This is a genomic window from uncultured Litoreibacter sp., assembly GCF_947501785.1.
GTDB lineage: Bacteria > Pseudomonadota > Alphaproteobacteria > Rhodobacterales > Rhodobacteraceae > Litoreibacter.
Genome location: NZ_CANMXB010000001.1, coordinates 943860 through 958109, shown reverse-complemented (window position 1 = coordinate 958109; position 14250 = coordinate 943860). Strand labels below are relative to the sequence as shown.

Annotated in this window: 13 protein-coding genes; 6 read left to right on the top strand and 7 right to left on the bottom strand. The window is 59.3% G+C overall.

Going from position 1 to position 14250, the window contains the following annotated elements; translation table 11 throughout:
- Entirely contained in the window at positions 1-1149 is a 1149-nt protein-coding gene (gene mnmA / locus Q0899_RS04650; protein WP_299191232.1) for a tRNA 2-thiouridine(34) synthase MnmA, read from the bottom strand.
- Positions 1150-1291: 142 nt separating this feature from the next.
- Between mnmA and Q0899_RS04645 the strand changes: the two genes are divergently transcribed.
- The 5 genes from Q0899_RS04645 (at position 1292) to Q0899_RS04625 (ending at position 7078) form a co-directional block, all read left to right on the top strand.
- Positions 1292-1597: a DUF1153 domain-containing protein gene (locus tag Q0899_RS04645; RefSeq protein WP_298290983.1), complete on the top strand. Its 306-nt coding sequence runs from the start codon at positions 1292-1294 to the stop codon at positions 1595-1597.
- Between the two features lie 72 nt (positions 1598-1669).
- Complete coding sequence (gene ctrA / locus Q0899_RS04640) at positions 1670-2389, top strand: response regulator transcription factor CtrA (RefSeq protein ID WP_298357475.1); 720 nt, start codon at positions 1670-1672, stop codon at positions 2387-2389.
- Positions 2390-2607: 218 nt separating this feature from the next.
- Positions 2608-4740: an NAD-dependent DNA ligase LigA gene (gene ligA, locus Q0899_RS04635; RefSeq protein ID WP_299191231.1), complete on the top strand. Its 2133-nt coding sequence runs from the start codon at positions 2608-2610 to the stop codon at positions 4738-4740.
- A complete protein-coding gene (gene recG / locus Q0899_RS04630; protein ID WP_299191230.1) occupies positions 4741-6831 on the top strand; it encodes an ATP-dependent DNA helicase RecG in 2091 nt (696 codons plus the stop codon).
- Positions 6832-6955: 124 nt separating this feature from the next.
- The gene (locus Q0899_RS04625; RefSeq protein ID WP_298290998.1) at positions 6956-7078 is read left to right on the top strand and encodes a hypothetical protein; all 123 of its coding nucleotides are present in this window, start codon (positions 6956-6958) and stop codon (positions 7076-7078) included.
- Positions 7079-7275: 197 nt separating this feature from the next.
- Here the strand turns inward: Q0899_RS04625 and Q0899_RS04620 are convergent, their stop codons facing one another.
- Positions 7276-7707: an iron-sulfur cluster assembly scaffold protein gene (locus Q0899_RS04620; RefSeq protein WP_299191229.1), complete on the bottom strand. Its 432-nt coding sequence runs from the start codon at positions 7705-7707 to the stop codon at positions 7276-7278.
- A gap of 68 nt (positions 7708-7775) precedes the next feature.
- On the opposite strand from Q0899_RS04620, the gene hisI reads away from it, so the two are divergent.
- Positions 7776-8138, top strand: coding sequence for a phosphoribosyl-AMP cyclohydrolase (hisI, locus tag Q0899_RS04615; RefSeq protein WP_298357484.1), 363 nt, complete (start codon positions 7776-7778; stop codon positions 8136-8138).
- Positions 8139-8181: 43 nt separating this feature from the next.
- Here the strand turns inward: hisI and gluQRS are convergent, their stop codons facing one another.
- The 5 genes from gluQRS to gyrA form a co-directional block, all read right to left on the bottom strand.
- Positions 8182-9069, bottom strand: a complete 888-nt coding sequence (gene gluQRS / locus Q0899_RS04610; RefSeq protein WP_299191228.1) for a tRNA glutamyl-Q(34) synthetase GluQRS — start codon at positions 9067-9069, stop codon at positions 8182-8184.
- Positions 9066-9677, bottom strand: coding sequence for a methyltransferase domain-containing protein (locus tag Q0899_RS04605; RefSeq protein WP_299191227.1), 612 nt, complete (start codon positions 9675-9677; stop codon positions 9066-9068). Before Q0899_RS04605 ends, gluQRS begins: the two co-directional genes overlap by 4 nt.
- A 22-nt stretch (positions 9678-9699) precedes the next feature.
- A complete protein-coding gene (gene trmFO, locus Q0899_RS04600; RefSeq protein ID WP_299195227.1) occupies positions 9700-11055 on the bottom strand; it encodes a methylenetetrahydrofolate--tRNA-(uracil(54)-C(5))-methyltransferase (FADH(2)-oxidizing) TrmFO in 1356 nt (451 codons plus the stop codon).
- Positions 11056-11127: 72 nt separating this feature from the next.
- Positions 11128-11493, bottom strand: a complete 366-nt coding sequence (locus tag Q0899_RS04595; protein ID WP_299191226.1) for a DoxX family protein — start codon at positions 11491-11493, stop codon at positions 11128-11130.
- Positions 11490-14219 (bottom strand): DNA gyrase subunit A, encoded by a 2730-nt coding sequence (gene gyrA / locus Q0899_RS04590; RefSeq protein ID WP_298291020.1) that lies wholly within the window; start codon positions 14217-14219, stop codon positions 11490-11492. The genes Q0899_RS04595 and gyrA overlap by 4 nt, the downstream gene beginning before the upstream one ends.
- Positions 14220-14250 lie beyond the last annotated feature (31 nt).

Here is a 14250-nt window from a genome sequence, read left to right as displayed (position 1 = left end):
CTACGCGCCGCGCCAGATCCAGCCGCCGCCGAGAATGCGGGTGGTGCCGTCTTCATAGAACACGCAAGCCTGCCCGGGGGAGACGCCTTCCTCAGGTGTCAGCAGTTCGACCGTTGCTTCCGTCGCTGAAAGCGGGCGGATGACAGCAGGCATGGGCGGCTTGGTGGACCGGACGCGCACATTGACGTGCCACTCTGCTTGGCTGTCAAAGGGGGCGTCCCCCAACCAGTTGATTTCGCGCACTGGCACCGTGCGGGTCGCCAATGCCTCTTTCGGGCCGACGATGACGTGTTTCTTGTCCACATCCAGCTTGACCACGTAAAGCGGCGTTTCCAGCCCGCCGATGCCAAGGCCGCGCCTTTGGCCGATCGTGTAGTGGATGACGCCGGCATGCTGCGCCATCACGTTACCGTCCATGTCGACGATATCGCCCGGGTCCGCGGCGTCCGGGCGCAGCTTTTCAATGACCGAGGCGTAGTTGCCGTTGGGCACAAAGCAGATGTCCTGACTGTCGGGCTTGTCCGCCACGCTGAGCCCATATTTTGCCGCAAGCGCGCGGGTCTCGGCCTTGGACGGCAGGTGGCCCAGCGGGAATCGCAGGTAGTCCAGTTGCGCGGGCGTGGTCGAGAACAAAAAATAGCTTTGATCACGGTTTGCGTCGGCCGCCGAATGAAGCTCGGCTTTGCTGTCGCCCATCTTGCGTTGGATGTAATGGCCCGTCGCCATGCAATCGGCGTCAAGGTCCTTGGCGGTTTCCAGCAGGTCCTTGAACTTCACCCGCTCATTGCAGCGGATACAGGGGACGGGTGTTGCACCGGCCAGGTAGCTGTCCGCGAATTCGTCGATTACAGCGTCCTTGAAGACGTTCTCATAATCCAGCACGTAATGCGGGAAGCCCATTTCTTCGGCCACCCGACGCGCGTCATGGATGTCGCGACCGGCGCAACATGCGCCCTTCTTGGCCAAGGCGGCGCCGTGGTCATAAAGCTGCAATGTGACACCGACCACATCATAGCCTTCCTCGGCCAGCATCGCCGCCACGACCGAGCTGTCAACGCCGCCAGACATGGCCACGACCACGCGGGTATCTGCCGGGGGCTTGGCAAAGCCCAGCGAATTGAGTTGTCCGTCGGTCCAGTCGAGGGCCATGATCTGCGCCTTGCATTGGTTGTGTCGTGGAAAGTCGCGCGAAATATAGGAAATTCTTACAGGTCTTCAAGCGCAGGCTTCACCGGTCTTTAAGGGTCTTGATGGCATGTGGGGCCGCACGAGGTAAGATGAAAGCCCTGAAATGTATATTAAACGCCCACACGGCCCGCGATTGGTGACGCTAGCGGATGGATCCACCATGACGCGCGCGGATCTGCCAAACGCCAATACGACCCGCTGGGTTGCCAGCCGAAAGGCCGCAGTGGTGAAGGCGGTGGACGCTGGCCTGTTGGAAAAGTCAGAGGCCTGCGCTACCTATGGATTGTCTGAGGAAGAACTGGACAGCTGGCGCAGCGCAGTCGCTGAATTTGGCGAAGGCGCATTGAAAACGACAGCTCTTCAGAAATTTCGTCACTCAGATCAAAAACTTAGCGGCCAAAATTGTTAGTAACCTTAGATTAACCTTTATAGATGATTATTAAGATTGAGTGTTTTGAGGGGACCTATCGGAGATAGTCCAATGCGCGTTCTTCTAGTCGAAGACGATCCAACGACAGCAAAATCCATTTCGATGATGCTAACCCACGCGAATTTAAACGTGTACACGACCGACCTTGGTGAAGAAGGGATCGATCTCGCGAAGCTGTATGATTACGACCTGATCCTGCTCGACCTGAATTTACCTGACATGACGGGGCATGAAGTGCTGCGGCAATTGCGGCTGAGCCGGATCGAAACCCCGATTCTGATTCTGACTGGCGCGGATGACACCGAAAGCAAGCTGAAGGGCTTTGGCTTTGGGGCCGACGACTACCTTACCAAGCCATTTCACCGCGAAGAGCTGGTGGCGCGCATCCATGCGATCATCCGCCGGTCCAAAGGGCATTCGCAATCGATTATCAAAACGGGCAGCATTGCTGTGAACCTGGACGCTAAAACTGTCGACGTGGACAACAAGGCTGTGCACCTGACGGGAAAAGAGTACCAGATGCTCGAGTTGCTGTCGCTGCGCAAGGGCACGACGCTGACCAAGGAGATGTTCCTGAACCATCTTTATGGCGGCATGGATGAACCGGAGTTGAAGATCATTGACGTCTTCATCTGCAAACTGCGCAAGAAGCTGGCCAATGCCAACGACGGAGAAAGCCACATCGAAACGGTATGGGGGCGGGGCTACGTGCTGCGCGATCCTCAACCGGCAGAAGACACTGGCGACGCGCGGTTGGCCATCGGCGCGTAATCTGAACCACCTATTTCCCCCCAAGAATGGCCTGCGCGCCCCGTGACACCGACATGTCGCGGGGCGCGGTGTCATTTGGCGTGACCGCATTGGTGCGGGTTAGAAACGCATGGCCGCCATCTTGTGGTGGACGCCCCGCCTGCACGCTTTTATCACTGGATGGCAAGATTGATTGCAAAGGCTCGGGATGGACCTGTGCCTGAAATCGCCGAGGGGTCATGTCCGAACTGAGATCAAAAGATGTTGGCGCGCTCGATATGTCCGAGGCGCGCATGGAACTGGCCCGTTTGGCGGAGGAATTGGCAGGCGCAAATCGTGCCTACCATACGCAGGACGCGCCGGACTTGGCTGATGCAGACTATGACGCGCTCAAACGTCGTAACGCCGATATTGAAGCGCGTTTTCCAGAGCTGAAGCGCGACGACAGCCCGTCTGATCAAGTGGGTGGGCCGTTGGCCGAAGGGTTCTCCAAGATCACCCATGAAGTGCGAATGCTGTCGTTGGGCAACGCGTTTGAAGACGGTGATGTTGCCGAATTTGATGGGCGCATTCGCAAATACCTTGGGCTGCGCGAGGACGCGGCACTGCAATATACGGCCGAGCCCAAAATTGACGGGTTGTCCTTGTCGTTGCGCTATGAGGGCGGCAATCTGGTCTATGCGGCCACGCGCGGGGACGGGGCGGTGGGGGAGAACGTCACCGCCAATGCGCGGATGATTGGCAACATCCCCCAAAAGCTGAACGGCGCGCCGGATGTGCTGGAGGTGCGCGGCGAGGTGTATATGTCGCATGCCGATTTTGCGGCGTTGAACACGAGGCAAGAGGCGCGTGGGGGCAAGGCATTCGCCAACCCGCGCAATGCGGCGGCTGGCTCGCTGCGGCAGCTGGATGCGGAGATTACGAAATCGCGGCCGTTGGAGTTTTTTGCTTACGCTTGGGGCGCGCTTAGCGCACCGTTGGCAGAGACTCAGATGGGCGCGATTGAACGGTTGGCGGAATTGGGATTTCAGACCAATCCGCTGACGCAGTTATGCGACGGGCCGGACGCGCTGATTGCGCATTACCAAAGCATTGACGCGCAGCGCGCGACCTTGGGGTACGACATCGACGGTGTGGTCTATAAGGTAAATGACCTTACGTTGCAGGGCCGTTTGGGCTTTCGGTCAACCACGCCGCGCTGGGCGATTGCGCATAAATTTGCCGCAGAACTGGCCTGGACCCGCCTCGAAGCAATTGAGATTCAGGTGGGCCGGACAGGGGCATTGTCGCCCGTGGCGCGCCTGCAGCCGGTGACTGTTGGGGGTGTGGTCGTGTCCAACGCCACGCTGCACAACGAAGACTACATCGCGGGGCGCGATGCCAAGGGCAACCCGATCCGGGATGGCAAGGACATCCGCGAAGGAGACTGGGTTCAGGTGTATCGCGCAGGCGACGTGATCCCGAAAGTGGCGGATGTAGATTTGAGCAAGCGGGCAAATGGCGCGACGCCGTATGTGTTCCCCACACTTTGTCCTGAATGCCAGTCCGACGCGGTGCGTGAGGAAGGCGATGCGGTTCGGCGGTGCAGCGGCGGGCTTATCTGTCCGGCGCAGGCTGTTGAAAAGCTGAAGCATTTCGTCAGCCGCGGGGCCTTTGACATCGAAGGGTTGGGGGCAAAGCAGGTCGAAGCGTTTTATCATGATGATCAACTGCCCATCAAAGAGCCCGCCGATATTTTTACCCTCAAGGAGCGTGACGCGGCGCAATTGGCCAAGCTGAAGAACCGTGACGGGTGGGGCGACAAATCGGCAGGCAACCTGTTTGATGCCATTGACGAGAAACGCAAAATTCCGGTGAACCGCGTGTTGTTTGCTCTCGGATTGCGCCATGTTGGCGAAAGCGCGTCCAACCTGCTGGCCAATCACTACACCAGCTGGTCCATTTTGGAAGCCTCGATGATCGAGGCGGCGGACCCTGAAAGTGCAGCGTGGGAAGAGCTCAATGGGATCGATGGGGTTGGCAAAGTTATGGCGTCTTCGGTCGTTTTGGCCTTTGCTCAAGGGGCAGAGCGCGCCTCAATCGATCGGCTGATTACGCAGTTGGATGTGCTCGACATGCCCAGGCGGGATACGTCCAGCAGCCCGGTGGCCGGTAAAACCGTGGTCTTCACCGGCACGTTGGAAAGGATGACCCGCGCTGAAGCTAAAGCACGGGCGGAAAGTCTGGGCGCGAAGGTTTCTGGCTCCGTGTCTGCCAAGACCGACATTCTGGTGGCAGGGCCGGGGGCAGGTTCCAAGGCCAAGAAGGCGGCTGACCTGGGTATTGAAACGATGGATGAAAACGGCTGGCTGGCGCTGATCGGGGCTGCTTAGGTGTCCGGCCGCCCCGAAATCCTATTCCCGCTTTTTGCGGATTTGACTAAGCTGGATGGTGTGGGCCCCAAGACCGCAACGCTGTTCGAGCAGCTGCATATCGAAAAACCCAAGGACCTGTTGTTGACGTTGCCGGGCTCGGGGATTGACCGGGCACGCAAAGCATCAATCAGGGACGCGATCTTGCCTGGTACAGTGACGGTCGAGGTTGAGATCGGAATGCATGTGCCCGCCCGCCAAAAGGGTCGGCCCTACCATGTGCATGTGCGTGACGCCCAGACCGAATTTCGGTTGGTGTTCTTTCACGCCCGCGGGGATTACCTGCAAAAACAATTGCCTACGGGGCAACGGCGGGTGATCTCAGGCAAAGTTGAAATGTTCGACAACATGGCGCAGATGGTGCATCCAGATCATATGGTGCCCGTGAGCGACGGGGACAGCATTCCGGAATTTGAGCCGGTGTATCCGTTGACCCAAGGCATCTCGCAGAAGGTGATGTACCGTGCGGCGCGGGCGGCTCTGGCGATGGTGCCGGAATTTGACGAATGGATTGATCCCTCGCAAATCAAACAGGCGAAGTGGCCCGCGTTTCGGGACGCCATTCATGGGGCGCATGCGCCGACCAGCTTGAAAGACATGGCTCCGACGGCTCCGGTGCGGGAAAGGCTGGCCTATGACGAGATGTTTGCCCATCAACTGACGCTGTCATTGGCGCGGGCCTCGGTGCGGGCGAAGCCGGGCATTGCCAGCGTGGCCACCGGGAAATTGCAATCGAAGGTCTTGGCGGCATTTCCCTACACACCGACCGGCGCGCAGACACGGGCGATTGCCGAGATTGCGGATGATTTGGGCACGAAGACAAGGATGAACCGGCTGCTGCAAGGCGATGTCGGCTCGGGCAAAACCTTGGTGGCCTTGATGGCGCTGCTGACGGTGGTGGAGGCCGGCGGGCAGGGCGTGCTGATGGCCCCAACCGAGATTTTGGCGCGCCAGCATATGGAGAGCCTTGAGCCATTGGCCGAAGACGCGGGCATCGTGATTGCGTTGTTGACGGGCCGGGACAAAGGGGCGGAACGGCGCGCGAAGCTGGAGGCCTTGGCCGCAGGCGACATCCATGTGCTGGTGGGCACCCACGCGGTGTTCCAGAAGGACGTGTTTTTCAAGGATTTGCGGCTGGCCGTCGTGGATGAACAGCACCGCTTTGGCGTGTCGCAGCGCATGGAGCTTGGCGCCAAGGGGACGTCGGTCGACGTATTGGTGATGACAGCAACGCCAATCCCACGCTCGCTGGCTTTGGCACAATATGGCGACATGGATGTGTCGGTGTTGGATGAAAAACCGCCCGGACGGAAGCCGGTGACGACGGCTACGGTCTCCACCAATCGCATGGACGAAGTGGTGGGCAAGCTCCGCAATGCCATCGACGAGAGAAGGCAGGCCTATTGGGTTTGCCCGCTGGTTGAGGAAAGCGAGGTATCCGACAAGACGGCAGCAGAGGAACGGTTCAAACGCCTGCGCGCGGCATTGGGCGACGGTGTGGTTGGTTTGGTGCATGGGCAAATGCCGCCCGCCGACAAGGACGCCGCCATGGCAAAGTTCGTCTCGGGAGAGACCAAAGTGCTGGTGGCCACCACTGTGATCGAGGTGGGGGTAAACGTGCCCAACGCCACGATCATGGTGATCGAACGCGCTGAGGGGTTCGGCCTGGCACAGCTGCACCAATTGCGGGGGCGTGTTGGACGGGGTGATGGCGCCTCGACCTGTTTGCTGATGTTCCAGGACCCGTTGAGCGAGACCGCGAAGCGGCGGCTGAACATTTTGCGCGAGACGGAGGACGGGTTCCGTATCTCGGAGGAAGATCTGGAAATGCGCGGGGCAGGGGATTTGATCGGGACCGCGCAATCAGGACTGCCACGCTTTCGTATTGCCAATCTGGAGACGCAAACCGCGTTGATGGCTGTGGCGCAAAGTGATGCGCGGGCGCTATTGACGACTGACCCTTCGTTAACCAGTCCGCGCGGGCAGGCGGCGCGCGTTCTTCTTTGGCTGATGGAGCAAGAGCGGGCGATCCGTTTGATTTCAGTTGGTTAGCGATGCTTTCGTCGCCAGAGGAACATTTTGTTCGCAAATGTTCTCAAAAAGTTCTTTACTTCGGTTAACGAAAATGAGAACAAAGTGACAACAAAAAGAACAAGACTTGAGGAGGTCACCGCCCATGATCGCAGATGTGAAAAAGATACTGTCCAACTCGCGCGCCACGCTGATGCAGGATGCCGCTGGAATTGCTGCGATCGGCGTGATGATGACCGTGACCTTGTATCTGCCGCAATTAATGTAACTCGGATAACTGCCTGCTGTCTGATGCCCTTGGAAGGGTTGTCCGTCTCTGTCCCGTGATGGATCAACCACCTGATACGCCCTTGTCCCCAACTTGTACGGACCGGTTTTGCCTCTTTCCCGCCGGTCTCCAGCGTATCAGACCATTCCAGACAAGCCGACTGCCGCCGCCTCCTGTCCCGGAGCGCGGCGGTTTTTTTATGCGGAGGTGGCCTCGACCAGGGCGTCGAGCGTCAGCATGATAGAGGCGTGTCGGTTTTTGTAATCGCGCGCGGGCAATAGGACTTTGAGCCCGTCAAAAGGTGCATCGGGTTCCGGACCGCCCTGCTTCAGCATGGCTTTCAACTGATCTCGGGCGGTTTCAATTTCCTGGGGTGTGCGCCCAACAGCTTGGGCGCCGACGACAGATGCCGCCGCCTGACCAAGCGCGCAGGCTTTGACGTCCTGGCCGAAGCTGTCGATCTTGCCGTCCTTCATCGTGATGTCGACGGTCACGGTAGACCCACAGAGCGGCGATCGTTTCTTGACCGTTGCATCGGGCGCGTCGAGCCGGTCGAGATGCGGGATATCTGCCGCCAGTGCAAGGATCTGGCCAGAATAGAGTTTGATAAGGTCGCCGTCAGTGCTCATGCCGCTTGTCCTTGCAGGGTCATGGGACATAGATAAGGCGGCACACGGCAGATGCAAAAGGAAACGTCATGCGCTTTGACCCTGCGACACTGAAATACAACGAGGCGGGGTTGGTGCCGTGCATCGCGCAAGCTGAAGGCACCGGTGAAGTGCTGATGATGGCGTGGATGAACGCGGATGCCGTGACGAAGACGCTAGAGACCGGGCGGGTGACCTATTGGTCGCGTTCCCGGCAGGCGTTTTGGATCAAGGGGGAGACATCAGGCCACACGCAGGAATTGGTGGATTTGCGGTTGGATTGCGACCGGGATTGCCTGTTGGCGATAGTGCGCCAGACAGGGGCCGCGTGCCACACCAACCGACGGGTGTGTTTTTACACCTCTGTCATGTCCGGCGACGAGGTGGAACTGATGGCGCCTTTGGCGGACTGACGGAGTCAGACTATTTTGATCACATAGCGATGGGGCCGGGCGCTTAGCCGGGCAGGCCGACCATTTTGCGGATATCTGAAGGTGAGAAGCCGTCCGCGCGGTATTTTGCGATCGCGCGCGCGTCGTCGCGCTTGGCAAGTCGTTTGCCCTGCTCGTCGCGGATGAGTTCGTGGTGATGATAGGTAGGCGTCGGCAGGCCCAAAAGGCGCTGCAGGATGACGTGGATTTTGGTGGCCTCGAACAGATCCTGGCCGCGGATGACATGCGTGATGCCTTGCGCCGCGTCGTCGAGAACCACCGAGAGGTGGTAGGACGTACCCATGTCTTTGCGGGCGAGGACGATGTCACCTATTTCGCGGGACACTTCGGACATATCGAATTCGATTTTTCCTGTTTCTTCGTCTGGGCCCAAGCCGGTCTCGGTGAAGCTGAATATGCCTTCATGGGCGACGCCGTTCGGCACGGAACTCATATCCAACCTTAGCGCCGCGGAATCGGGGGCGGGAATAGGGTAATGGTCGCGCTCCAGCACCGCGTTTCGACAGGTTCCGGGGTAGATCACGCCGTCGGGCCCGAGCAGCGGAGCGCCTTCCTGTGGCGCCGACGCCGCCTGCGCTATGTCACGACGGTTACAATCGCAGCGGTAGAGGAACTTATCCCACCACAGTTGATTGATCGTCTCACGATATGTCGCCAGCCTGTCGGATTGACGCATGACCGGAAGGGACCAGTCGAGGCCAAGCCATTCCAGATCATCGTAAATCTGCTGCTCCCAATCAGGGCGAGCGCGTGATCCGTCGATGTCTTCGATACGCAAGAGGAACGCGCCTCCGCTTTCCTTGGCCATGTCATGGGCGAGCATCGCTGAGTATGCGTGACCAAGGTGTAGCGGACCTGTAGGAGAAGGCGCGAAGCGAGTGGTGAAAGTCACGTTTTCTCAATGATATAGACGGTGGACTTCAAGTCAATGCCGGGGAGGTGCTCCCCATATTCTTCAAAGATCAACGCAAACCCGTTTTGACGATAATGCTGAACCCGCGCCGGGTACGTCGGATCCGCCAATGTATTGTCATTGAACGAAAAGGCGAGCCTATTGCCCGATGCCAGTTTTGTGGTCAGATCATCCAGCACCTTGATCGGTGCGGCTCCCGATCCAATGACGCCGCAGGCTGTGACCAGCCCGTATTCGCCGATATGGAAAGGAGGCGGCTGCGTTGCGTCGGCGTGGGTCAACGTACGGTAGGCGTTTTTAAGCCGCGCTTGTGCCAGCATGTCGGCCGAGACATCCATGCCGTCGATGACCTCGAACCCAATCAGCTTGAGCGCCGTACCAGACAAGCCCGTGCCGCAGCCAAAGTCGAGCACCGGGGCACCTTTGTCTTCTGTGACGCTGGCGACGGCATTGGCTATGCGGCCGGGTAGGGCGTAGCCGTTTTCGGACACTTCGGCATCGTAGGACGCGGACCATTGGCTGTAATGCTCCATCGTCTTCTCGACGCTATCGAGCCCGTATGTGTTCTTAAGAAAACCTTTGCTCATAGGCGGCAGAGTGGCGCAGGAATTAGGCTGCGTCCAGTCGCGCTTGGTCAAGCCACTGTGACCAGGCTGCTTTGGCGCGATCTGTGTACATCTTGTAGCGCGTGGCACGGTTTTTGCGGCCGGTCTTGGCGTCCACCACGGGCGGAAAAAGGCCGAAATTGACGTTCATGGGCTGAAAGGTCTTGGCCTCAGCGCCGCCGGTGATGTGGGTGACGAGCGCACCCATAGCGGTTTCCGGTGCCGGGCTTTCGATGCTTTGGCCCAAGATTTCCGCCGCCGCGAAGCGGCCTGCAAGCAGGCCCATGGCCGCGGATTCAACGTAGCCTTCGACGCCGGTGATTTGGCCTGCAAAGCGCAGATGCGGCTTGGATTTGAGGCGCATCTGGTTGTCCAGCAGCGTGGGGGAGTTGATGAACGTATTGCGGTGAATGCCGCCGAGCCGTGCGAATTCGGCCTCTTCCAGCCCCGGGATCATGCGCAACACTTCCTTTTGCGCGCCGTATTTCATCTTGGTCTGGAAGCCTACGATGTTGAACAGCGTCCCCAGCGCATTGTCGCGGCGCAGCTGCACGATGGCATGGGCCTTGACGTCAGGCTGGTGTGGGTTGGTCAGGCCCACGGGCTTCATGGGCCCGTAGCGCAGCGTTTCGCGGCCGCGTTCGGCCATGACTTCGATGGGCAGGCAGCCGTCGAAGTATTTGGCTGTTTCGCCGTCCTTGAACTCCGTTTTTTCAGCGGCGAGCAGCGCGTCGATGAAGGCCTCGTAGGTGTCCTTATCCATCGGGCAGTTGAGGTAGGCGGTGCGGTCTTCCTCGGTCTCGCCCTTGTCGTAGCGGGACTGGAACCATGCTTTGTCCATATTGATGGTGTCGAAATACATGATCGGTGCAATGGCGTCGAAGAACGCTAGCGCGTCTTGGCCAGTTTCAGCAGCGATTGCCTCTGCCAGATTGCCGGAGGTCAGGGGGCCGGTTGCGACGATCCAGTTGCCATCCTCAGGTAGGTCGGCAATTTCGTCATAGCTGACAGTGATGTTCGGGTGGGCTTTGATCTGCGCCGTGACGGTTTCTGCGAAAGGATCACGGTCGACAGCGAGCGCGCCACCTGCGGGCAGCGCATGTTTGTCGGCGGAGGCCATGATCAGCCCGCCAGCTTGGCGCATTTCCCAGTGGAGCAGGCCCACTGCGTTCTGCTCGTCATCGTCGGAGCGGAAGGAGTTGGAACAGACCATTTCTCCCAGATTGCCGGTGCGGTGCGCGAAGGTTTCAACCTTGGGGCGCATTTCATGGATGATGACTTGCACGCCCATATTGGCGGCTTGCCACGCGGCCTCTGACCCGGCCATGCCGCCGCCGATGATGTTCAGTGTTTTGATCATGTCGTGCATGTAGCGGGCCGGGGCTCGGATTGGAAGGTTTGGGAATTGAGTATTTTTGCCAAAACGAAGCGGTTAGTGGGCGTCGATGGAATACCTGCCGGGGCCGTAGGCGGCGAGCATCAGAAAGCCACCCGCGATGGACCAGTTCTTGACGAAGATGGACATTTGCCAAGGGTCCTCGGGGATATAGTGAAAGATGGATGTGACTGCGCAATAGGCGGCGGCCAACAGTGCGATGGGGCGAGTTTGCCATCCGGCCAGCAGTGCGGCACCGGCGACGGCGTTGAAGGCTAGGGCGGGGTAGACGAGGAATGCGGGCAGGCCCCAATTGGCGAGCAGCCCCATTGCGCCGCTTGCGTCACCAAGCTTTTGGAAGGCCCCCAGGATCAACAGAATGGCCAGAAGGAACCGGCCCGCGAAGGCCAGCCCGTCGGTCATTCTTCGGTGGCCTCTTCGCCGTCTTCTTCTTCACCCTGATCCGCGATGCGCGCAACAGAAGAGACGGTTTCGCCTTTGCCTGTGTCAAACACCTTCACGCCGCCAGCGGAGCGGGAGCGGAAGGAGATACCGTCAACCGGGCAGCGGATGGATTGGCCCTTGGACGTGGCCAGCATGATCTGGTCGTCCATCTCAACGGGGAAGGAAGCGACGATGTCGCCCGCTTTCATGGACATGGCTTGCACGCCCATGCCGCCGCGACCCCGCACCGGGTAGTCGTGGCTGGAGCTGATTTTGCCAGCACCTTGGGCGGTGATAGTCAGGATCAGGTCCTCGGCGGCGGACATTTCAGCGTAGCGTTCGGTGGAGAAGTTCGGATCGGCTGGTGCCTCGTCATCTGCATCCTCATCTGTGAGGCCCGCCATGGCGCGGCGCATCTTAAGATAGGCGGTACGTTCTTCTGGCGTGGCCACGAAGTGGCGGATGACGGACATGGAAACGACCTTCTGGTCGTCTTTCAGCTTCACGCCGCGCACACCGGTGGAGGCGCGGGAGCTAAACACCCGCACGTCTGTGGACGGGAAGCGGATGGCGCGGCCCGCGTTGGTGATGAGCATGACGTCGTCATTTTCATCCGCGATGCGGGCGTTCACCAATTCGACGCCCTCGGGCAGCTTCATTGCGATCTTGCCGTTGCGCATGACGTTGGTGAAGTCACTGAGCGCATTGCGGCGTACATCGCCTGCGGTTGTGGCGAAGACGATTTGCAAATCACCCCAATCTTCTTCGTCCCGGTCCACGGGCATGATTGCGGCGATGGAGACGCCTGTGGGGATCGGCAGGATGTTGACGATGGCCTTGCCTTTGGCGGTGCGGCCGCCTTGGGGCAGGCGCCATGTTTTCAGCTTGTAGGCCATGCCGTCTGTGGTGAAGAACAGCAGCTGCGTATGGGTGTTGGCCACGAAGAGCGTGGTGACGACGTCGTCTTCTTTGGTCGCCATGCCTGACAGGCCCTTGCCGCCACGACGCTGCGCACGGAAGTCGGCGAGAGGCGTGCGTTTGATCCAGCCGGACTGCGTGATGGTGACCACCACGTCTTCTTTCTCGATCAGATCTTCGTCTTCCATATCGCCGGACCAGTCGACAATTTCCGAGCGGCGATCGACGGCGAATTGTTCGCGGACTTCCTTCAGCTCGTTCGAAATGATCTCCATGATCCTTTCGCGGGAGCGTAGAATATCGAGATATTCCTTGATCTTGGCAGCGAGCTCTTCCAGCTCATCCGTGACTTCCTTGACGCCAATTTGGGTCAGACGTTGCAGGCGCAGCTCCAGAATGGCGCGAGCCTGAATTTCGGACAGATGATAGGTGCCGTCCTCGTTGACCGTGTGGGACGGGTCGTCGATCAGCTTGATATATTGCGCGATCTCGGCAGCGGGCCAGGCGCGGGTCATTAGCTTTTCGCGCGCCTCGGCTGCATCGGCGGAGTTGCGGATGGTGGCGACAACTTCGTCAATATTGGTGACCGCGACGGCGAGGCCACATAGAATGTGGGACCGTTCGCGGGCCTTGCGCAGCTCATATGCAGTGCGGCGGGCGACCACGTCTTCGCGGAAAGCGATGAAGTTGGTCAGGAAGGTGCGCAGGGTAAGCTGCTCAGGCTTGCCGCCGTTCAGCGCCAGCATGTTGCAGGAGAAATAGGTCTGCATGGGGGTGAAGCGGAATAGCTGGTTCAGGACGACTTCGGCGGTCGCATCGCGTTTAAGTTCGACCACGACACGGACGCCGACGCGGTCGGATTCGTCCTGCACATGGGAAATGCCTTCGATCTTTTTGTCGCGTGCGGCTTCCGCGATGCGTTCGATCATTGTGGCCTTGTTCACCTGATAGGGAATCTCGTCAATGATGATCGCCCAGCGGTCTTTGCGGATTTCCTCTGTATGGGTTTTGGCGCGCACGATGACGGAGCCTCGGCCTTCGGTATAGGCTTTTCGCGCGCCGGTGCGGCCCAGGATGATGCCGCCCGTGGGAAAGTCAGGGGCGGGGACGTATTCGATCAGGTCTTCCGAGCTCAGGTCAGGACTTTCGATCAATGCCAGCGTCGCGTCGATCACCTCCCCCAGATTGTGGGGCGGGATGTTGGTCGCCATGCCAACCGCGATGCCGCCGGCGCCATTGACCAGCATGTTGGGGAAGCGGGCGGGTAAAACCGTGGGTTCTTGCTGCTTGCCGTCGTAATTGTCCTGGAAATCGACCGTGTCCTTGCCGATATCGTTCAGCAGGAAGGCGGCGGGTTTGTCCATCCGCACTTCGGTATAACGCATGGCGGCGGGGTTATCGCCGTCCATCGAGCCGAAATTGCCCTGACCATCGAGCAGCGGCAGCGACATGGAGAAATCCTGCGCCATGCGCACCAGCGCGTCGTAGATCGCGCTATCGCCATGCGGGTGGTACTGGCCCATCACATCGCCCACGGGACGGGCGGATTTGCGGTAGGATTTGTCGTGGGTATTTCCGGTCTCATGCATCGCGTAGAGGATGCGCCGGTGTACCGGTTTCAGCCCGTCGCGCAGGTCGGGAATGGCGCGCGAAATGATGACGCTCATGGCGTATTCGATGAAGGAGGTTTTCATCTCGTCAGAGATGTTTACCTGTGGGCCGTCATGCTCCATGCGTTCAGGCAGGTTTTCTTCTTCGTTTTCAGGGGTTTCCGGCGTGTCGTTCACGTTGAGTCCGTTCTTTGTCTTTGGCCGTTAT

Coding starts and splice junctions, on each gene's coding strand:
- mnmA (WP_299191232.1), bottom strand. CDS start 1,149: ATGGCCCTCGACTGGACCGACGGACAACTCAATTCGCTGGGCTTTGCC.
- Q0899_RS04645 (WP_298290983.1), top strand. CDS start 1,292: ATGTATATTAAACGCCCACACGGCCCGCGATTGGTGACGCTAGCGGAT.
- ctrA (WP_298357475.1), top strand. CDS start 1,670: ATGCGCGTTCTTCTAGTCGAAGACGATCCAACGACAGCAAAATCCATT.
- ligA (WP_299191231.1), top strand. CDS start 2,608: ATGTCCGAACTGAGATCAAAAGATGTTGGCGCGCTCGATATGTCCGAG.
- Q0899_RS04625 (WP_298290998.1), top strand. CDS start 6,956: ATGATCGCAGATGTGAAAAAGATACTGTCCAACTCGCGCGCCACGCTG.
- Q0899_RS04620 (WP_299191229.1), bottom strand. CDS start 7,707: ATGAGCACTGACGGCGACCTTATCAAACTCTATTCTGGCCAGATCCTT.
- hisI (WP_298357484.1), top strand. CDS start 7,776: ATGCGCTTTGACCCTGCGACACTGAAATACAACGAGGCGGGGTTGGTG.
- Q0899_RS04605 (WP_299191227.1), bottom strand. CDS start 9,677: ATGAGCAAAGGTTTTCTTAAGAACACATACGGGCTCGATAGCGTCGAG.
- trmFO (WP_299195227.1), bottom strand. CDS start 11,055: ATGATCAAAACACTGAACATCATCGGCGGCGGCATGGCCGGGTCAGAG.
- Q0899_RS04595 (WP_299191226.1), bottom strand. CDS start 11,493: ATGACCGACGGGCTGGCCTTCGCGGGCCGGTTCCTTCTGGCCATTCTG.